We start from the raw sequence: 19340 nt of genomic DNA on the forward strand, positions 1-19340 counted from the left end.
AGGGGACATCGATGAGCGGCATCGGGGAAGGACAGCGGGGACGGTCGTTGGGACGCAGTGCGCCACTACTGGGGGTGCTGCTGGTCCTGCTGGCTGGCTGGTTCGGATGGAGCGCGGTGCAGCAATGGCGCCAGGAGGCCAACGGCCAGGCGCTGGAAGCTGCGCGTGACCAGGCTGTGCAAGGCCTGCAGGAGGCCGCTGCCGGCCAGCTGAAGCAGCTGCAGCAGCAGCTGAAGAACGAGCGCGAGCAGCAGGCGCTGCAGGCCGGCGATGCCGCTGCGGCGGCACTCGCGGTCCGCGAGAGCTGGACCGGCGTCGAGCATGCCGAAGTGCTGACCGCCGATCTGGCCAACGCCTATGCCGACCCGGCGACCTTCGGCTATGCCCGGTTGGCACTGCTGGAAGCCGCATTGGCCGACACCGGCCCCAGCCTGCGCGTGGTCCGCGATGGGGGGGGCAATCGTCTTGGCCTGGCGGCACCGGTGCCGCTGGGCAGCCTGGGCCCGGCAGTGCTCTACGTGCGCCAGCCATTGCTGCGACTGACCTCGCCGCTGGACCAGGTGAGTGCGCCATCGGCCGGTTTCCTTGGCCTGCGCCAGGGCGCGCATGACCTCGTCGCCCAGGGCGATGCCAGCCTGGCCGAAAGTGCCGAAGCATTGGCGCGGCCGATTCCGGGTACGCCGTTGCGGCTGGTGGCGGCGGTACCCAATGTCGAACCCGGTCCGCTGGGCCTGGGTTCGCTGGCCAGCGCCATCGTCGCGCTGCTGCTGGCGTTCATCGCCGTGCTGCTGGTGGTGGGTCGCGGCCGCCTGCCGAAGACGCTGCCGCTGCCGCGCCGTGCGGCCGTGGCGGAAGCGGATCATGGCCCGACCCTGAGCGAGAGCCTGCAGATGGCGCCGCCGCCGGTGGCCGAGGCCAGCACAACTGAAAGTGCACCGCCGCCCCCGCCGCCGGTTCCGGCCGAGGAACTGGCGGCCGGTATCTTCCGCGCCTACGACATTCGCGGTGTGGTGGGCAGCCAACTGACGCCGAAGACGGCGGCGCTGATCGGCCAGGCCATCGGTACCGTGGCACTGGAGCAGGGGCTGCGCGAGGTGGTGATCGGCCGCGACGGCCGCCTGTCCGGCCCGGAACTGGCCGCAGGGTTGGCCGAGGGTCTGAGGCGCGCCGGTTGCGCGGTGATCGACATCGGCTTGGCACCGACCCCGGTCGTGTACTACGCCGCCTTCCATCTGCGCACCGGCACCTGCGTGGCGGTCACTGGCAGTCATAACCCGCCCGAGTACAACGGCTTCAAGGTGGTCATCGGCGGCGAGACGCTGTCCGGCGACGCCATCACCGATCTCTACCAGCGCATCATCGAAGGCCGCCTGGTACAGACCGCCGAGCCGGGCGATTACCAGCAGCGCGATGTCAGTGCCGACTACATCCAGCGCATCGCCGACGACGTGCAGCTGGACCGCCCGTTGAAGGTCGTGGCCGATGCCGGCAACGGCGTCGCCGGTGCGCTCGCACCGCAGCTGCTGGAAGCGATCGGTGCTGAAGTCATTCCGCTGTACTGCGATGTCGACGGTACCTTCCCCAACCATCATCCCGACCCGAGCGAACCGGCCAACCTGGAAGACCTGGTGCAGACGGTCAAGCGCTTCGGCGCCGACCTCGGCGTCGCCTTCGATGGCGATGGCGACCGGCTGGGCGTGGTCACCGGCGAAGGCAGGATCATCTATGCCGACCGCCTGCTGATGCTGTTTGCCGCCGATGTGCTGATGCGCAACCCCGGCGCGATGGTGATCTACGACGTGAAGTGCACCGGCAAGCTGTCCGACCACGTGCTGCGCAATGGTGGCAGCCCGCTGATGTGGAAGACCGGGCATTCGCTGATGAAGGCGAAGATGCGCGAGACCGACGCCGAGCTGGCCGGCGAGATGAGCGGCCACTTCTTCTTCAAGGAGCGCTGGTTCGGTTTCGACGATGGCCTGTATGCGGCGGCGCGCCTGCTGGAGATCCTGGCCCAGCGCGAGGAGACCCCGGATGAGGTACTGGCAGAGCTGCCGGAGATGGTGGCCACGCCGGAACTGAAGGTGCCGGTGGCCGACGGTACGCCACATGCGCTGGTGGCGATGCTGGTGGCGGCGGCGCAGTCGCCGGACAACCCTTATGTGGGCGGCCGCCTGTCGACCATCGACGGCCTGCGTGTGGACTTCCCCGATGGCTGGGGCCTGGTGCGTGCCTCCAATACCACGCCGGTGCTGGTGCTGCGCTTCGAGGGCAACGACGAGGCGGCACTGGAACGCATCCAGGCGCTGTTCCGCAGCCAGCTGCAACCGGTGCTGGGCGAGACCCCGCTGGGGTTCTGAGGTGGGGCCGGGCTGCGCCCGGCACCCGCCGAATCAACGTCAACGTCAAAGGCCGGCTATCCGTGGGATGGCGGGGCGGTGTCGGAGTGCGGGGACGCAGCAAGTACGTCCCTGTAAGCTTGGCAGCCGCTTGCTCGTGTGCGCTGTCCTGCGCACACGGCAAGACCGGGGTTGGGCGTCCTGCCCAACCCGCCCGAGGCATGCCTCGGGCCCATGCGGCTGACACCCCGCACTCCGACACCGCCCCACCCCTGACAATGTCCTGGAGCTGTTGGTAGGTGTCGACCTTGGTCGACACACCCTCACCCCTTGAACCGCAGCCCCACGCCCGGTTCGGTGAACAGGTAGCGCGAATCCAGCGCCGAATCACCCAGCTTGTGCCGCAGCTTGCCGACCAGGATGCGCAGGTAATGGGTGTCGTGCTGGTGGGTCGGCCCCCAGATCTCCTGCAGGATCTGCGGCTGGGTCACCACGCGCCCGGCATTGCGCAGCAGCAGCGACAGCAGCGCGTATTCCTTGCGGGTCAGTGCCACCGGCTCGCCATCGAGTGCCACTTCACGGCGCACCAGGTCCACATGCAGATGGCCATCGTCGAACACCGGCGGGGTGCCGTCGCTGGGCACGCTGCGCGTGCGCAGCAGCGCCCGTACCCGCGCCATCAGCTCCTGGGTACCGAAGGGTTTGGTCACGTAGTCGTTGGCGCCGTTGTCCAGCGCCCGCACCTTCTCGGTTTCGCCGGCGCGAACGGTCAGCATGATCACCGGCACCTGGCTCCATTGCCGCAGCTGCTCCAGCACCTCGTGGCCTTCCATGTCCGGCAGGCCGATGTCCAGGATCACCAGGTCCATGTCTTCGCTGGCGGCCATCTCCAGGCCTTCCTGGCCGGTCGCGGCCTGCCGTACCTGGTAGCCCTGCGCGCGCAGGCTGATATCCAGGAACCGGCGGATCTGGGTTTCATCATCGATCACCAGCACGCGCGCGGCCGGCACGCTGGCATCAATCGGGGTCGGGCTCATCGTGGGAGGCTGGCTTGAGCAGGGGCAGGGTGATGCGGATCAGGGTACCGCGACCGTCGCGTCCGGGCAGCGCCTGCACGCTGCCGCCATGCGCGCCGATCATGCCCTGGCAGATGGTCAGGCCCAGGCCGGTGCCGTGGCGGCCGCGGTCGCCGCGCTCGACGCTGTAGAACATGTCGAAGATGCGCGCACGCTCGTCATCGGGAATGCCGGGGCCGGCATCGATCACGTCGATGCGCAGCTGGCCGTCCAGCTCGCGCGCCTGCACCTGCACGGCGGCATCGGGCGGCGAGAACTTGGCCGCGTTTTCCATCACATTGAACACGGCCTGCTCGACCAGCGCCGGGTGCACCCAGATCGGCGCCAGCGTGGAGGGAATATCCAGCTCCAGCCGTACCTTGGGCTGGTAGCGCTGCAGGCGCCGCGCCGCCGAGCCGATCAGTTCGTCCACGCCGATCCAGTCGCGGTTGATCTTCAATCCTTCGTGGCCGAGGCGGGTCATGTCCAGCAGGTTCTGGATGTAGCGGTCCAGCCGTTCGCCCTCGACCAGGATGGTGTCCAGCAGGGCACGGCGATCGGCTGTATCCATCGCCGTACCGTAGCTGGCCAGGCTGTCGGCCGAACCGATCATCGCCGCCAGCGGCGAGCGCAGATCGTGCGATACCGAAGAGAGCAGGGCCGAGCGCAATCGCTCGGTCTCGTTGCTGACGTGGGCCTGTTCCAGTTCGGCCACCAGCCGCGTGCGCAGCGCGGCCTGCGCGATGTCATCCACCATCGCTTCGGCCAGCTGCCGCTGCTCGGGCAGCAGGCGCGCCTGCGCGCCGGGCAGGTACAGGCCGGCCACGCCGATCGCGCGGTCTTCGCCATCCAGCAGCGGCAGGAACCACCATTGCGCGCCGGCCAGAGTGTCGGTGAAGCGGCCGCTGGGCTGGCCGTGGCGCAGCGCCCAGTCGGCGGCGGCCAGATCGGTATCGCCAGGCTGGCTGCGGCCACCGGTTGCGGTATCGGCGCCGATCCGCAGCCACGCCGGCACGTCCATGGCCTGTTCCAGTGCATGCCGACCCGCCTGCGCCACCTCTCCGTTGCCGGCGGCACTGGCCAGCTGGCGGCCCAACTGCTGGCGCGCACGCGCATGGCGGTTGGCGGCACGCAGCGCGATCACCTGCATGCGCAGGCGCGAGGCCAGGCGTCCGGCCACCAGCGCGGCGGCCAGGAACAGGAACACGGTGATCACGCCCTGGCGCGCGCCGATGGCGAAGGTGAAGCGTGGCGCGATGAACAGGAAGTTGTAGGCCAGGAAGCACAGGATCGCCGCCATCACCGCCACGCTGGCGCGGGTGCGCGCCGCCACCAGCACCACCGCGACGATGAACACCATCGACAGGTCGGCCATGCCCACCCAACGTTCGGCCAGCCAGGCCACCGCACAGGCCAGTGCAGTGGCGATCAGTGCCTGTGCCGGCTCGTAGCTGATGCCACGCATCGGCGGCAGCAGGCCCTCGCGGCGCGAGCGCGCCCGCGCCTGCGGGGTGCTGATGATGGTGATCTCGTAGTGCGCGCCGCGCTGGATCAGCTGCTGGGTCAGGGTGCGGTTGAACATCCGCGCCAGCGGCCGTTCGCGGGTCCGGCCCAGCACCAGGGTCGACACGCCATTGTGCGCGGCGTGGTCGAGCAGGGCATCGGCGATGCTCGATCCGTGCAGCAGTTCGGCGTCGCCGCCCAGGCGCCGTGCCAGCGCGAAGGCTGCATCGATCTCACGCCGGGTCGCCTCGTCCTGGCGTCGCCCCTGCACGGTCACCACCGTCCACGGTGCGTCGCGGCGCTCGGCGATGCGCCTCGCCACGCGCACCAGGTATTCACTCTGACCGCCGCCATCAATGGCCACCAGCACGCCGCGACGCAGCGGCAGGTTGCTCTCGCCGCGTGCGGCGCGTGCTTCGCGCAGGCTGCTGTCGACGCGGTCGGCAGCTTCCTGCATGGCCAGTTCGCGCAACGCGGTCAGGTTGGCCGGCGAGAAGAATGCCTGCAGTGCCTGCGCGGCCTGTTCGGGCACATAGACCTTGCCCTGCTGCAGGCGCGCGATCAGTTCGCGCGGGGGCAGGTCCACCAGCACGATGTCGTGCAGTCGGTCGAGCACACCGTCCGGCACGGTCTCGCTGACGCGCACGCCGGTGATGCGCATCACCACATCGTTGAGGCTTTCCAGATGCTGGATGTTGACCGTGGTCCAGACGTCGATGCCGGCGTCCAGCAGCTCCATCACATCCTGCCAGCGCCGCTCATGGCGGCTGCCCGGCGCGTTGCGATGGGCCAGTTCATCCACTAGTACCAGCGCTGGGTGCCGCGCGAGCACGGCATCCAGGTCCATCTCCTGCAGGGTGTGGCCGTGGTAGGCCACCGCTTTCAGCGACAGCTGCGGCAGGCCCTCCAGCAGCGCCTGGGTATCGGCGCGGCCGTGGGTTTCCACCAGCCCGACCACCAGGTCAACGCCGCGGCGCAGCTGTTCCTGCGCGCGGGTCAGCATGGTGTAGGTCTTGCCCACGCCCGGCGCCGCGCCGAGGAACACGGTCAGCTTGCCGCCGGCTTCGCGTTGCAGGCCTTCGACCAGGGCATCGGCCTGGCGGGTACGCGCATCAGTCATGGGTGCCGCTGTCATGCCCGCCATTGTGCGCGCAGCCGGTGCAGGCCGGCATCACGGCGCCTTGGCCGCGTGGTCCAGCGCGAAGTTCAGCGTCACCACGTTCACCCGCGGCTGGCCGAACAGGCCCCACTGGCGGCCTTCGGTATGCGCCTGCACCAGCGCTTGTACGCGCGCCACCGGCAGGCCACGGGCACGCGCTACGCGTGCCACCTGCAGCTGAGCCGCCGCCGGCGACAGCTGCGGATCCAGGCCGCCTGCGGACTGGGTGACCAGATCCGCAGGCACCTGCGCCGGCGCGACACCTTCGCGTGCGGCTACCGCAGCCGTGCTGGCAGCCACGCGCTCGGCCAGTGCCGGGTTGCTGCGCGCCATGTTGGAACCGGCCGCGGCCATCGGGTCGTAGTTGGCGGCCGACGGGCGCGCCTGGAAGTAGCCGTCACCGGTGAACGGCTGCGACAGCCATGCCGAGCCGCGTACCTGGCCGTTGCCATCGCGCAGCAGGCTGCCCTCGGCCTGGGTCGGGTAGGCCAGGCCGGCGAAACCGGTGGCGATACCGGCGTAGACCGCGCCGGCCAGCAGCAGCGTGGCCAGGCCCAGGCCGATCGCCGGGCGCCAGCTTGCGCCCTCCTGCAGGCTGGCCACGCGGGCCTCGGCTTTCTGTTCGCGGGGAAGGGAAGACGAAGTGGAAACAGTACGGTTCATGCGCCGAATACCAGGACAAGAAGGAGGTCGATCGCCTTGATTGCCGCGAACGGCAGCAGCACGCCGCCGAGGCCGTACACCAGCATGTTCCGGCGCAGCAGCGCCGTTGCGGTGGCCGGGCGGAAGCGCACGCCACGCAGGGCGAGCGGAATCAGGGCGGGAATCACCAGGGCGTTGAAGATCAGCGCCGCCAGCACGGCGTTGCGCGGGCTCGACAGCTGCATCACGTTCAGTGCGGCCATGGTAGGAACGGCAGCGGCGAACAGCGCCGGCAGGATCGCGAAGTACTTGGAGACGTCGTTGGCCAGCGAGAAGGTGGTCAGCGCGCCGCGGGTGATCAGCTGCTGCTTGCCCACTTCCACCACCGCCAGCAGCTTGGCCGGGTCCGAATCCAGGTCGACCATGTTGCCGGCCTCTTTCGCCGCCTGCGTGCCGGAGTTCATCGCCAGGCCGATGTCGGCCTGGGCCAGCGCCGGGGCGTCGTTGGTGCCGTCGCCCACCATCGCCACCAGGCGGCCACCGGCCTGCTCCTGGCGGATGCGCGCCAGCTTGTCTTCCGGCCGCGCTTCGGCGATGTAGTCGTCCACACCGGCCTCGGCAGCGATGGCGGCGGCGGTCAGCGGGTTGTCACCGGTGATCATCACCGTGCGGATGCCCATCGCCCGCAGCTGCGCGAACTTCTCGCGCATGCCGTGCTTGACCACGTCCGACAGCTCGATCACGCCCAGCACGTGGCGGCCCTCGGCCACCACCAGCGGGGTGGCGCCGTTGCGCGCGACCTGCTCGACACGACCGGCCAGCTCGGCCGGCACGTTGCCACCCAGCGCCTGCACGTGAGCACGGATCGCATCGGCGGCACCCTTGCGGATCTGCCGCCCATGTTCCAGGTCCACGCCGGACATGCGGGTCTGGGCAGTGAAGGCCAGGTAGTCGGCATGGTCCGGTTCGGCGGTGGCGCAGCCCTGTTCGCGCGCAAGGCGCACGATCGACTTGCCTTCCGGGGTCGGGTCGGCCAGCGAAGACAGCAGCGCCGCTTCACGCAGCTGGCTGGCATCGATACCGGCCAACGGATGGAAGTGGCTGGCCTGGCGGTCGCCGTAGGTGATGGTGCCGGTCTTGTCCAGCAGCAGCACGTCGACGTCGCCGGCCACCTCCACCGCCTTGCCCGACTTGGCCAGCACATTGGCGGCCAGCGCACGGTTCATGCCGGCGATGCCGATGGCCGGCAGCAGCCCGCCGATGGTGGTCGGGATCAGGCACACCAGCAGCGCGATCAGCAACAGCGGGTCGACCTTGACGCCCACGGAGGCGCCGATCGCAGGCAGCGTCGCCACCACCACCAGGAAGGTCAGCGTCATCGCCGCCAGCAGCAGGGTCAGCGCGATCTCGTTCGGGGTCTTCTGGCGGTTGGCACCCTCCACCAGCGCGATCATCCGGTCCAGGAAGCTGTGGCCCGGCTCGGCGGTCACCCGCACGATGATCTGGTCGGACAGCACCTTGGTGCCGCCGATCACACCGGAACGGTCGGTGCCAGCCTCGCGCAGCACCGGTGCCGATTCGCCGGTCACCGCCGCTTCGTTGATGGTGGCCAGGCCCTGCACGATCTCGCCGTCGGCCGGCACCAGCTCACCGGCACTGACGATCACATGGTCGCCCGGGCGCAGTTCCGCGGCGGGTACCTGGGTTTCGGCCGCGCCCGGCTGCGGCGCAGCCAGCCGGCGCGCCACCAGATCCTGGCGGGCACGGCGCAGCGAGGCGGCCTGGCCACGGCCGCGCGCTTCGGCCACCGCCTCGGCGAAGTTGCCGAACAACACGGTCACCAGCAGGATCGCGGTCACCGCCAGACCGAAGCCCAGCGGCGCATTGCCGGTCAGGGTGACGATGGCGGCGACGATCGTGCCGGCCATCACCACTGCCATCACCGGGCTGCGTACCAGGTGCATCGGTGACAGCTTGCGCACTGCGTCGACCAGCGCACGGCGCAGGCCGGCGCCATCGAGCAGGGCAGGGCGCGGAGCAAGGGAACTGCGGGTGGAACTTGCGTGGGTACTCATCGGGGTGTCCTTAGTGCAGTCCCAGGCTCAGGTGGTCGGCGATCGGGCCGAGTACCAGCGCCGGCATGAACTGCAGCACGGTCAGGATGACGATCACCGAGACCAGGGTCAGGGCGAAGGTCGGGGTTTCGATCTGCAGGCTGCCGGCAGACTCCGGCGCCTGGCGCTTGGCGGCCAGCTGTGCGGCCACCACCAGCGGGATGATCAGCAGTGGGAAGCGGCCCAGCAGCAGCACCAGCGAGCAGCTCAGGTTCCACCACAGCGTGGCGTCACCCAGCCCTTCGAAGCCCGAACCGTTGTTGGCATAGGCCGAGACGTATTCGTAGAAGACCTGGCTGATGCCATGGAAACCGGGGTTGGACGTGCCCGCCAGGCCGGGTACGGCCAGGGTGATCGCGGTGAACACCAGCAGGGTGATCGGCTGCAGCAGCACCAGCAGGGCCAACAGGCGGACCTGTGGCGTCTCCAGCTTGCGGCCGAACAGTTCCGGCGTGCGCCCGGTCATCAACCCGGCCAGGAACACGCCCAGCAGCAGGTACACGATGAACTGCTGCAGGCCACAGCCAATGCCGCCCCAGATCGCGCTGACCAGCATGTTGACCATCGCGATGCCGCCACTGAGCGGCGCCAGCGAATCGTGCATGCCGTTGACCGAGCCGTTCGAGACCTGGGTGGTCACCGCCGCCCACAGCGCAGTGCCGTCGGCACCGAAGCGCACCTCTTTGCCTTCCATCAGCAACGGCGTGGCGGCGCTGGCGCTATGCCCTTCGCTCCACATCATCGCGCCGGTGGACAGCAGCGACATGCCCAGCATGCAACTGAACACCAGGGCGCCGAAGCGGCGCCGGCCGGTGAACGCGCCGATCATGAAGATCACCGCCATCGGCACCAGCAGGATGCCGACGATCTCCAGCGCGTTCGACAGCGGGGTCGGGTTCTCCAGCGGGAAGCTGCTGTTCGGGCCGTACCAGCCGCCACCGTTGGCACCCAGCTGCTTGGCCGCGACCATTGCCGCCACCGGGCCCAACGGCAGCTTCTGTCCGGCCATGCCGGCGCTGGCATCGATCGGCGTGGCCTGTGGCCCACCGGCCATCGTCGACGGCACGCCCTGGCTGGTCAGCACCAGTGTCCACACTAGGCACAGCGGCAACAGGAAGCGCACGCACAGGCGCACCACGTCCACGTAGTAGTTGCCCACCGCCACTTGGCGGTCATCGCCGCTACCGGTGGCGGCCGCAGCCTGCGGCGCACGCGAGAACAGCGCGCGCAGTGTCGCCACCGCCAGCGCCAGGCCCATCATCGGCGTCACCACCTGCAGGCCGGTGATGCCGGTCATCTGCGAGAGGTAGGACAGCTGCGCCTGGCCCGAATAGTGCTGCTGGTTGGTGTTGGTCAGGAACGAGATCATCGTGTGCAGCGCGGTGTCCCAGCGCATGTTCGGGATCTGATCCGGATTCAGCGGCAGCCAGGCCTGGGTCATGAACACCGCCTGGGTCAGCACCGCGACCACCACGTTGCTCAGGACGAAGGCCAGCACGTAGCCGCGCCAGGACATCGAACGTGCCGGATCAACACCGAACATCCGGTACAGCGGCTTCTCGATCCAGTGGAACAGCACGTCGACCTTCATCGGCGTGCCACGCATCACGCGGGCCAGGTACAGGCCCAGCGGCCACGCCAGCAGCAGGCTGGCGGCAACAATCACAAGCATCTCAGTCATGGCCGGCTCCGCTCAGAACGACTCGGGCCGCAGCACGACATAAAGAAGATAGGCGGCGGCGACCAGCACCAGCACGCCACACAACAACGACAGCCAGGGGGACATTGCAATAGCGTCCTGGTGGAACCCCTCCACCTCAGGCCGCCATCGTCGTCCTGCCCCCCATAAACGCACTACGCGCCGGACCGGGCCGACGCGTAAAGAGTGCATAAATTCCGTGGGCCAACCCGTAACCGGGCCCGGGGTAGCGCCGGGCCATGCCCGGCGGCAGGAGCGTCGTCAGCCTGCCGGGGCAGCCGGCGCCACGCCCTTCAGCTCGCGATAGCGCTGCAGGGTGCTTTCAATTTCGGCCTTCAACGCCTGCTGCTGCTGCAGGAACCCGGCCTGCAGGCGCTGCTGCGCCTGCAGCTGCACGTGCCGCTGGCGGATCGCCCCGGCCTGCTTGTCGGCCACCTTGGCGCCGGCCAGTTCGCGATCACCGGCGGCCGACAGCAGGGCCACCAGCGACTCGCGCAGGCTGGTGACGTTGTACTCGGCCGTCTTCAGGTTGTTGTCCAGCACTTCCTGGCGCTCGGCGAACACCCGGCGCAGGTCGTCCTCGCTGCCATAGGTGGTCAGCATCGCCTGCTCGGTGCGCTGGCGGGTCTGCTCGGCCATCAGGTCCAGCTGCTGCTGCGCGGCCACCGTGCTGGCGGCGGCACGCTCTTCGTCGGTCAACGCGCGCTGGACCTGCGCATTGCGCAGGCCACTTTTCGCGTTGAATTCCTCGCGGGCATGGTTGACCGCATCGGCCGGCAGCGAATCACTGCAGATCCGCTCCTTGCCCTCGTTCCAGCAGTACAGCTTCTTCTCGACCTTGTCGCCACCCCGCGATTGCGCCGGCAGCGTGAACGGCATGGCCAGCAGCAGGCCGGCAAAGAGAACAGCAGGAACTCGGGACATGACCTTTCCCCTGGTCGGTCAGCGGATCGAACGGACGCCGTACTGGGCCCGGTAGGCTTCCAGCGGCTGCCGATAGCCCACAAGTTCCGGGTTGCCGGAGGCGAAATCAAGCAGATCGGCCAGCGATGCCACGGCGATCACCGGAATGCCGGCTTCCTCGGCCACCGACTGCGCCGCCGAACGGCGATCGGCTTCCGAAGCGATCTCCTGGCGGTCAAGCGCCACCACGATGCCGGCCGGGGTGCCACCGGCAGCGCGAATGATGCCCAGCGCTTCGCGGATCGCGGTACCGGCGGTGATCACGTCGTCGACGATCAGCACGCGCTTGCCATTCATGTCGGCGCCGATCAGCTGGCCGCCTTCGCCATGGTCCTTGGCTTCCTTGCGGTTGAACGACAGCGGCAGGTCGCGGCCACGCTGGGCCAGCTCACAGGCCATCGCGGTGGCCAGCGGGATGCCCTTGTAGGCCGGGCCGAACACCACGTCGTACTTGATTCCGGTCGCATCGATGGCATCGGCGTAGCAGGCGCCAAGCTGCGACAGCAGCGAACCGGAGTCGAAACGACCGGCGTTGAAGAAATAGGGGCTCAGCCGGCCGGACTTGAGGGTGAACTGGCCGAAGCGCAGGGCGTCGGCGGTCAGGGCCAGCTGCAGGAAACGGTGGCGGTGGTCGCTCATCAAAACTCGATTCATCTTCATTTGGAGCATAAATCCTAATCCAGCTGGGCGTTTCGCGCTCGTCCGGACCCGTGTGAAGGGCGTCGCGGCCTGGCCGGGCAGACTGCGCAGCCCCGCGGGCAACCGGTATGCTTGCCCGGTTTCCTGTCGTAGGTCCCTTGCATGCGCATCATCAGTTTCAACGCCAATGGCATCCGTTCCGCCGCGACCAAGGGCTTCCTCGACTGGTTCCGTGCCCAGGACGCCGACGTCCTGTGCATCCAGGAAACCAAGGCCCAGGAAGACCAGCTGACCGACCCGATGTTCCGCCCGGATGGCCACCATTGCTTCTACCGCGATGCCATCACCAAGAAGGGCTACAGCGGGGTGGCCATCTACAGCAAGCGCGAGCCGGATCAGGTCATCACCTCGCTGGGCTGGGCCCCGTTCGACGACGAAGGCCGCTACATCGAGGCGCGCTACGGCAACCTCAGCGTGGTCTCCTTCTACATCCCGTCCGGCAGCTCGGGCGACCTGCGCCAGGGTTTCAAGTTCGAAGTGATGGAATGGCTGCGGCCGATCCTGGAGGAGTGGGCGCGCAGCGGCCGCGACTACGTGCTGTGCGGCGACTGGAACATCGTGCGTTCGGCGCTGGACATCAAGAACTGGAAGTCCAACCAGAAGAATTCCGGCTGCCTGCCGGAGGAGCGCGACTGGCTCAACGCCCTGTGCGCCGACCACGGCCAGGCCACCGATGTCGCCGCCGGCCGTGGCTGGGCCGATGCCTACCGCCTGCTCAACCCCACCGGCGAGGATTACACCTGGTGGAGCAACCGCGGCGCCGCCCGTGCGAACAACGTCGGTTGGCGTATCGACTACCAGTTCATCACTCCGGGCCTGCGCGACAAACTGCGTAGCTGTTCGATCTACCGCGACGAGCGCTTCTCCGACCACGCCCCGTTCACCGTGGACTACGACCTGTGACCGAGGCCGCCAAGCCGCGCCGACCGTGGCAGCAGGTGTTGTCCAACCTGAGCCAGCGCAAGGTGCTGGCGATGCTGCTGCTCGGTTTCAGTTCGGGCCTGCCCATCTATCTGGTGGGCAACACGCTCGGCTTCTGGATGCGCAAGGAAGGCATCGAGCTGAGCACGATCGGTTTCCTGTCATGGGTCGGGCTGGCCTACACCATGAAGTTCCTGTGGGCGCCGATCGTCGACAAGACCGACGTGCCTCTGTTCGGTCGTTTCGGCCGCCGCCGCGGCTGGATGCTGCTGTCGCAGCTGGTCGTGGTGGTGGGCCTTGTCGGCATGGCGCTGGTCCAGCCCAAGGGCGGCCAGATCCAGTTCCTGGGCATCGCCTGGCAGCACATCGTCGTGTTCGGCGTAATGGCCGTGATCGTGGCGTTTGCTTCGGCCACCCAGGACATCGTCATCGATGCCTGGCGCATTGAAAGTGCTGACAACAGCGAGCAGCTTGGCCTGCTGACCTCATCCTCGGCATTGGGCTACCGCACTGCCTTGCTGGTCACCGATGCGCTGATCCTGATCATCGCGGCCCGTGTTGGCTGGCAGGTCTCCTACGAGATCATGGCCGTGCTGATGGCGCTTGGCGTGGTAGCCGTGGTCATGGCCCGTGAACCCGCGCGGGAAGTGGCTGCCGTGCAGGCACAGGCGACCTCCCTGTGGACGCCGCGCGGCCTGTTCGACGCCGTGGCGGGGCCGTTCATCGCCTTCGTCCGCGAGCATCGCAGCGGCGCGATCCTGATCCTGGTGGCCATCAGCGTTTATCGCATGGCCGACTTCGTCATGGGGCCGATGGCCAACCCCTTCTATGTCGATCTCGGCCTGGACGAGGACACCGTGGGCGCCGTGCGTGGCTCGGTGGGCCTGGTCGCGACCTTCGTCGGCATTGCTGCGGCGGGCCTGGTCTCGGTTCGCTGGGGGGTGCTGGCGGCGCTGATGGTGGGTGCCGTGCTGGGGCCGGCCTCCAACCTGGCATTTGCCTGGTTGGCCTATTCGGGCCCAGACACGACCCATTTTGCTGTGGCCATGGCCATCGACAACTTCGCCAGCGGTTTCGCCGGTACGGCGCTGATCGCCTATATGTCCAGCCTGACCAGCATCGGATACACCGCAACCCAGTACGCGCTGCTGAGTTCGTTCTACGCGATGCCCGGCAAGGCGCTCAAGGGGCTCTCGGGGTGGTCGGTACAGACGCTCGCACAGGGCCGGACGCTGCTGGAAGGCTACGCGCTGTTCTTCGTCGGTACCGCGCTGGTGGCGATCCCGGTAGTGATCCTCTGCGCCCTGCTGATCCTGCAGCAGCGCCGTCGCCAGGCCTCCAGCTCGACCTGATTGCCTGCCCGTCCGGTCTGCGGGATCATCGCCTCGACGCGCCGAGGGGGCGGTGCCTTGCGAACGGGGAAGCGAGCATGGCCGACGTTGTGCTGCGGGACCTGGACCCGCTGCTGCTGGAACGCATCAAACGCGTCGCGGTCGCCCGCGGCTGGACCCACGAACAGACCTGCGCCGCTTTGCTGGAGCAGGGCCTGTTCAGCAGTGAACTGGAGGTCCGCTCCGGCTTCGGTGATCCCGAAGTGGACGCGCTCTCCGACGCCATCGCCGCCCTGCAGGCCTTGCCCGCAGGGCAGGGCTTCGATTAGCGGCCGCGCCACAATGCTGTAGAGCCGAGCCCACGCTCGGCTGCCCGGTAGATCCACGCCATGCGTGGATGACGCCACCTCACGCCAGGTGAATCGCCCCGAGGATCCGCGGCCCCTTGGCCCCGGTCACGCTCGGCAGGTTGCCGGCCAGCCCGTCCATCGTCCGCTGCGCCAGCCACGCAAAGCCCATGGCCTCCACGTACTCCGGGTCCAGCCCGTGCACCGCGCTGGATTCCACCTGCACCCCCGGCAGCCGCGCCGCCAGCCGTTTCATCAGCTGCCGGTTGCGTACGCCGCCACCACAGACCAGCAGGCGCCGGGTCTGTGGCTGCTGCGCCAGCAGCGCATCGGCCACGGTTGCCACGGTCAGCTCCAGCAGGGTGGCCTGCACATCGGCGGCAGCGTATTGGCCTTCGCCCATGTGCACCTCGGCCCAGGCCAGGTGGAACTGCTCACGGCCGGTGCTCTTCGGCGGTGGCAGCGCGAACCACGGGTCCGAGCGCCAGCCGGCCAGCAGGCCCTCGTCTACCGCGCCACTGGCAGCGTACGCACCATCGGCATCGAAGGTACGACCGGTATGGCGCTGGCACCAGGCATCCATCAGCGCGTTGGCCGGGCCGGTATCGAAGCCGCGCACTGCGCCTTCGCGCGGGATCAGGGTCAGGTTGGCGATGCCGCCCAGGTTCAGCACCGCACGGTCCTCATCGGCGGCGCCCAGCATGCCCAGGTGGAAGGCCGGCATCAGCGGCGCACCATGACCCCCGGCGGCCACGTCACGGCGGCGGAAGTCGGATACCGTGGTGATCCCGGTCAGCTCGGCGATGCGGTTGCCATCGCCCAGCTGCACGGTGAAGGCGGGGGTGGCCAGCGGACGATGGCGCACGGTCTGGCCGTGCGAGCCGATCGCGCGGACCTGGCTGCGGTCCACGCCGGCCTCGGCCAGCAGTTGATTGGCGGCTTCGGCGAAGTTGATCGCGATCCGGGCGTCCAGCTCGCCCAGCTCCTCCAGCGAGTCCAGCGGTCCGCCTTCGCCCAGCGCCACCAGCCGCGCACGCAGCACAGGCTCCCAGCGGGCGGTCAGCCCGTGCACGAAGCGGCAGCCTCCGCCAGCGGGGAACTGCACCAGCGCGGCGTCGATGCCGTCGGCGCTGGTGCCCGACATCAGGCCAAGGTACAGGGGGACGTCAGCGTCGGCAGTCGTGTTCATGGCGGGCATAAAAAAAGGACGCGGCAAGCTTGTGCTGCCGCGTCCTTCTTCGTCAACGCAGGGGTTCAGCCGCGCTTGCGGCCGGTCGCCTGCTTGTCCTTGGCGCTGGCCACCTCGGGGGCGGCCTCGTCGCGGCTGGTCGGTGCCGGGCTGGCGTCGGCGTAGATCAGCTTCTCCATGCCCTGGATGCGGGCCATCGCCGGTGCGGTCTGCGCGCGGAAGGCGACCAGCTCGGCGCCCTTCAGCGGCTCCGGCGGCGGCATGGTCACGGTCAGCGGATTGCGGTGCTCGCCGTTGACGCGGAATTCGTAGTGCAGATGCGGGCCGGTGGCCAGGCCGGTCGAGCCGACATAGCCGATCACCGTGCCCTGGGCCACGCGCTGGCCGGTCTTGATGTTCGCAAAGCGCGACATGTGCCCGTACAGGGTGGTGTGGCCGCGGCCGTGGTCGAGGATCACCACGTTGCCGTAGCCGCGCTGCACGCCGGCGAACTGCACGCGGGCATCGCCGGCGGCCATGATCGGGGTGCCGGTGCGCGCAGCGTAGTCCACGCCCTTGTGCATGCGCATCTTGCCCAGCACCGGGTGCTTGCGCGCGCCGAAAGTCGAGCTCAGCCGCGCGAACGGGATCGGCATGCGGATGAAGCTTTTCTTCAGCGAACGGCCGTTGATGTCGTAGTACTCGGACTTGCCGTTGCGGTCGAAGCGGAAGCCGGAATAGGTCTTGCCACCGGTGGTGAAGGTCGCCGCCAGGATCTTGCTGGTGTCCACCTTCTCGCCTTCGCGCCAGGTTTCATCCATCACCACGCTGAAGCGGTCGCCCGGCTGCAGGTCCTTCGAGAAGTCGATGTCGTACTTGAAGATGTCGTCGGTCATCGTCGCGATCGCCGACGGCGACAGCCCGGCGCGTCGGGCCGCGGCATACAGTGAACTGGTGATCTCGCCGCTGGTGACCACGGTGCGCGTGGAGGTCTCGCGCTGGGTCACCTTCTCCTTGATGTCGTCGCCGGTCAGGCTCAGTTCCACCCGGTTGTCGGCATCGCGGTCGAAACGGATGCTGCGCAGGTCACCGGACAGCGGCATGTCGAAGGCGATCTCGGCGCCCGGGCGGAGCTTGGTCAGCGCCTCGCGTGCACCGGGGTGGTCCAGCACCCGGTGCAGGGTGGTGGCCGGGATGCCCGCCTTGTCGAACAGATCGCTCAGGGTCTGGCCGCGCTCCACGCGCAGCACCTGCCAGCTGTCACCGGGCACCTGCTGCTGGCGGGCCATGGTCAGCGGCGGCAACGGCAGTGCCAGGCTGGTATGGCTGTCGGCAAAGGGGGCGTCGATGGTGTGCGAGAAGCCCGGGACGATCGTTGCCACCAGGGCGCCGATGGTCGCGAACAGGCTGGCGTGCATCCAATGGCGGCGGGTCCAGCGCTCATTGAAGGCGGCGGGAAGATGTTGCCTGAGCTTCCGATGCAGGGCGTTGTCGTGCAGGACGTGGAGGCGTTCCTGGAAGCGCTGCTTGCGTGCGCGGCCTTGTTCGGAATTGTGCATCGGCGGTTTTTTCCTGGCAGCCCGGGAGCGCGGGCCTGATCGCCGGTTACCATAGACACCTGAGAAAACCGCGTCAAACCCTTGTGCCCATTGGCTTTTGTGAAGCCAATCGGGTTAACTTTGCTTTAACACCCCACACAAGAATCGGCGTTGCCGGGAGTAGTCACGTGTCCTCGATTGAAGAAGCCCTTGCCCTGATCGGCCGCGGTGCCGACGAGATCCTCAAGCTCGAGGATCTGCGTGCGCGCCTGCAGGAAGGCCGTCCGCTGCGGATCAAGGCCGGCTTCGACCCCACCGCGCCCGACCTGCACCTGGGCCATACGGTATTGCTGAACAAGATGCGCCAGTTCCAGGACCTCGGCCACCAGGTCGTTTTCCTGATCGGCGACTTCACCGGCATGATCGGCGACCCGTCCGGCAAGAGCCTGACCCGCAAGCCGCTCAGCCGCGAGGATGTGCTGGCCAACGCACGTACCTATGAGGAGCAGGTGTTCAAGGTGCTGGACCGCAGCCGTACCGAAGTCCGATTCAACTCGGAGTGGTTCGGCAAGATGGGCGCGGCGGACATGATCCGCCTGGCCGGCCAGCACACCGTGGCGCGCATGCTCGAGCGCGATGACTTCGCCAAGCGCTACGCCGCCCAGCAGTCCATCGCCATCCACGAGTTCCTGTACCCGCTGGTGCAGGGCTACGACTCGGTGGCCCTGGAGGCCGACGTCGAGCTGGGCGGTACCGACCAGAAGTTCAACCTGCTGATGGGCCGTGGCCTGCAGGAACATCACGGCCAGAAGCCGCAGGTGGTGCTGACCATGCCGCTGCTGGAAGGCCTGGACGGCGTCAACAAGATGTCCAAGTCGCTGGGCAACTACATTGGCATCAGCGAGCCGGCCATCGACATCGTCACCAAGACCATGAAGGTGGACGACACCCTGATGTGGCGCTGGATCGAGCTGCTGTCCTTCGACATCAGCCAGGCCGAAGCCGTGCAGCTGCGCGAGCAGGTGGCCACTGGCGGCCTGAACCCGCGTGTGGTCAAGCTGCGCCTGGCGCGTGAACTGGCGACCCGCTTCCACGACGCTGCGGCGGCCGAGCAGGCGATCGCGGGCTGGGAAGCGGCGGTAACCGGGCAGGGTGACATCACCCAGCTGCCGTTGCAGGACGTGGCGATCCCGGCCGAAGGCCTGCGCATCGCCGCACTGCTGACCGCGGCCGGGCTGACCCCGAGTAATTCCGAAGCCAACCGCAAGCTCAAGGAGCGGGCGGTGAAAGTGGACGGCGAAGTGGTGGAAGATGGCCAGCAGGTGCTGCAGCCGGGCTTCGAAGGCCTGCTGCAGGTCGGCAAGCGCACCTTCGCCCGCGTGCGCTTGGTCGCTGGCTGACACCAGAGAAGGGCCGGCGCAGCCGGCCCTTCCTGGATGCTCTTGTAGAGCCAAGCCCGCGCTTGGCTTGCTCTTCGAGCGGTCCTCCCCCAGCGCGACGGCTGAACAGATGCAACATCCGGTGAAAAAAGTCGCCACACCCCCTTCACAAACGATGGGAATAGGGACATACTTCTCCTCCCCCGTCGCAGGGGTCGCCACCAAGGGGCTTCAGCGACATCAGGGTGCCCACCACCGCCGAACGAGATGATCGAACGAAGGTGTTGACGGACTGAAAAAGTCTGGCATAATGGGCGGCTCGCTACGAAGGAAACTTCGCAGCATACGGGAACGGCGCTGAGGCCACTTCCCCGGATCTTTGAAAGTATGCGCAGGTATCTTGTGAAGGCGCCTGCAGGAAGGATGATTGTCCATCTTGCAGACGTTTGATCAAGCAACTATTAATTGTTTTAAAGCAAGCGATAC

The 19340-nt window shown here is 68.0% G+C and carries 15 protein-coding genes; 5 read left to right on the forward strand and 10 right to left on the reverse strand.

Annotated elements, in window-relative coordinates:
• The first annotated feature begins 11 nt into the window (after positions 1-11).
• Positions 12-2357 (forward strand): phosphomannomutase/phosphoglucomutase, encoded by a 2346-nt coding sequence (locus AC5P8D_RS20445; protein WP_495203617.1) that lies wholly within the window; start codon positions 12-14, stop codon positions 2355-2357.
• Between the two features lie 302 nt (positions 2358-2659).
• On the opposite strand, the gene AC5P8D_RS20450 is transcribed toward AC5P8D_RS20445, so the two are convergent.
• The 8 genes from AC5P8D_RS20450 to pyrE form a co-directional block, all read right to left on the reverse strand.
• Positions 2660-3373 (reverse strand): response regulator transcription factor, encoded by a 714-nt coding sequence (locus AC5P8D_RS20450; RefSeq protein ID WP_019338804.1) that lies wholly within the window; start codon positions 3371-3373, stop codon positions 2660-2662.
• Positions 3354-6014, reverse strand: coding sequence for an ATP-binding protein (locus AC5P8D_RS20455; RefSeq protein ID WP_329763758.1), 2661 nt, complete (start codon positions 6012-6014; stop codon positions 3354-3356). The genes AC5P8D_RS20450 and AC5P8D_RS20455 overlap by 20 nt, the downstream gene beginning before the upstream one ends.
• A 51-nt stretch (positions 6015-6065) precedes the next feature.
• The gene (gene kdpC / locus AC5P8D_RS20460) at positions 6066-6716 is read right to left on the reverse strand and encodes a potassium-transporting ATPase subunit KdpC (RefSeq protein WP_143994446.1); all 651 of its coding nucleotides are present in this window, start codon (positions 6714-6716) and stop codon (positions 6066-6068) included.
• Entirely contained in the window at positions 6713-8770 is a 2058-nt protein-coding gene (gene kdpB, locus AC5P8D_RS20465) for a potassium-transporting ATPase subunit KdpB (RefSeq protein WP_053442400.1), read from the reverse strand. Before kdpB ends, kdpC begins: the two co-directional genes overlap by 4 nt.
• Positions 8771-8780: 10 nt before the next feature.
• A complete protein-coding gene (gene kdpA, locus AC5P8D_RS20470; RefSeq protein ID WP_414614451.1) occupies positions 8781-10490 on the reverse strand; it encodes a potassium-transporting ATPase subunit KdpA in 1710 nt (569 codons plus the stop codon).
• 12 nt (positions 10491-10502) lie between these two features.
• Complete coding sequence (locus AC5P8D_RS20475; RefSeq protein ID WP_005407770.1) at positions 10503-10595, reverse strand: potassium-transporting ATPase subunit F; 93 nt, start codon at positions 10593-10595, stop codon at positions 10503-10505.
• Positions 10596-10769: 174 nt separating this feature from the next.
• On the reverse strand, positions 10770-11432 hold the full coding sequence (locus AC5P8D_RS20480) for a hypothetical protein (RefSeq protein ID WP_043403150.1): 663 nt from the start codon (positions 11430-11432) through the stop codon (positions 10770-10772).
• A gap of 18 nt (positions 11433-11450) precedes the next feature.
• Complete coding sequence (gene pyrE / locus AC5P8D_RS20485) at positions 11451-12110, reverse strand: orotate phosphoribosyltransferase (RefSeq protein ID WP_014645675.1); 660 nt, start codon at positions 12108-12110, stop codon at positions 11451-11453.
• Between the two features lie 162 nt (positions 12111-12272).
• Here pyrE and AC5P8D_RS20490 point away from each other — a divergent pair, with 162 nt between their 5' ends.
• The 3 genes from AC5P8D_RS20490 (at position 12273) to AC5P8D_RS20500 (ending at position 14751) form a co-directional block, all read left to right on the forward strand.
• The gene (locus AC5P8D_RS20490; RefSeq protein ID WP_005420469.1) at positions 12273-13073 is read left to right on the forward strand and encodes an exodeoxyribonuclease III; all 801 of its coding nucleotides are present in this window, start codon (positions 12273-12275) and stop codon (positions 13071-13073) included.
• Positions 13070-14443 carry a muropeptide MFS transporter gene (locus tag AC5P8D_RS20495; RefSeq protein WP_049455489.1) on the forward strand — a complete coding sequence of 458 codons (1374 nt, stop codon included), beginning with the start codon at positions 13070-13072 and terminating at the stop codon, positions 14441-14443. Before AC5P8D_RS20490 ends, AC5P8D_RS20495 begins: the two co-directional genes overlap by 4 nt.
• Positions 14444-14520: 77 nt before the next feature.
• The gene (locus AC5P8D_RS20500) at positions 14521-14751 is read left to right on the forward strand and encodes a hypothetical protein (protein ID WP_005407775.1); all 231 of its coding nucleotides are present in this window, start codon (positions 14521-14523) and stop codon (positions 14749-14751) included.
• A gap of 79 nt (positions 14752-14830) precedes the next feature.
• On the opposite strand, the gene AC5P8D_RS20505 is transcribed toward AC5P8D_RS20500, so the two are convergent.
• Positions 14831-15958 (reverse strand): anhydro-N-acetylmuramic acid kinase, encoded by a 1128-nt coding sequence (locus tag AC5P8D_RS20505; protein WP_109815133.1) that lies wholly within the window; start codon positions 15956-15958, stop codon positions 14831-14833.
• Positions 15959-16023: 65 nt separating this feature from the next.
• Positions 16024-17496 carry a M23 family metallopeptidase gene (locus AC5P8D_RS20510; protein WP_010486866.1) on the reverse strand — a complete coding sequence of 491 codons (1473 nt, stop codon included), beginning with the start codon at positions 17494-17496 and terminating at the stop codon, positions 16024-16026.
• A gap of 167 nt (positions 17497-17663) precedes the next feature.
• On the opposite strand from AC5P8D_RS20510, the gene tyrS reads away from it, so the two are divergent.
• Positions 17664-18875, forward strand: coding sequence for a tyrosine--tRNA ligase (tyrS, locus tag AC5P8D_RS20515; protein WP_049480350.1), 1212 nt, complete (start codon positions 17664-17666; stop codon positions 18873-18875).
• Positions 18876-19340: the final 465 nt, after the last annotated feature.

The sequence above is a fragment of the Stenotrophomonas sp. YJH_SMC_101-4 genome (assembly GCF_059370395.1).

Coding starts and splice junctions, on each gene's coding strand:
- AC5P8D_RS20445 (WP_495203617.1), top strand. CDS start 12: ATGAGCGGCATCGGGGAAGGACAGCGGGGACGGTCGTTGGGACGCAGT.
- AC5P8D_RS20450 (WP_019338804.1), bottom strand. CDS start 3,373: ATGAGCCCGACCCCGATTGATGCCAGCGTGCCGGCCGCGCGCGTGCTG.
- AC5P8D_RS20455 (WP_329763758.1), bottom strand. CDS start 6,014: ATGACTGATGCGCGTACCCGCCAGGCCGATGCCCTGGTCGAAGGCCTG.
- kdpC (WP_143994446.1), bottom strand. CDS start 6,716: ATGAACCGTACTGTTTCCACTTCGTCTTCCCTTCCCCGCGAACAGAAA.
- kdpB (WP_053442400.1), bottom strand. CDS start 8,770: ATGAGTACCCACGCAAGTTCCACCCGCAGTTCCCTTGCTCCGCGCCCT.
- kdpA (WP_414614451.1), bottom strand. CDS start 10,490: ATGACTGAGATGCTTGTGATTGTTGCCGCCAGCCTGCTGCTGGCGTGG.
- AC5P8D_RS20475 (WP_005407770.1), bottom strand. CDS start 10,595: ATGTCCCCCTGGCTGTCGTTGTTGTGTGGCGTGCTGGTGCTGGTCGCC.
- AC5P8D_RS20480 (WP_043403150.1), bottom strand. CDS start 11,432: ATGTCCCGAGTTCCTGCTGTTCTCTTTGCCGGCCTGCTGCTGGCCATG.
- pyrE (WP_014645675.1), bottom strand. CDS start 12,110: ATGAGCGACCACCGCCACCGTTTCCTGCAGCTGGCCCTGACCGCCGAC.
- AC5P8D_RS20490 (WP_005420469.1), top strand. CDS start 12,273: ATGCGCATCATCAGTTTCAACGCCAATGGCATCCGTTCCGCCGCGACC.
- AC5P8D_RS20500 (WP_005407775.1), top strand. CDS start 14,521: ATGGCCGACGTTGTGCTGCGGGACCTGGACCCGCTGCTGCTGGAACGC.
- AC5P8D_RS20505 (WP_109815133.1), bottom strand. CDS start 15,958: ATGAACACGACTGCCGACGCTGACGTCCCCCTGTACCTTGGCCTGATG.
- AC5P8D_RS20510 (WP_010486866.1), bottom strand. CDS start 17,496: ATGCACAATTCCGAACAAGGCCGCGCACGCAAGCAGCGCTTCCAGGAA.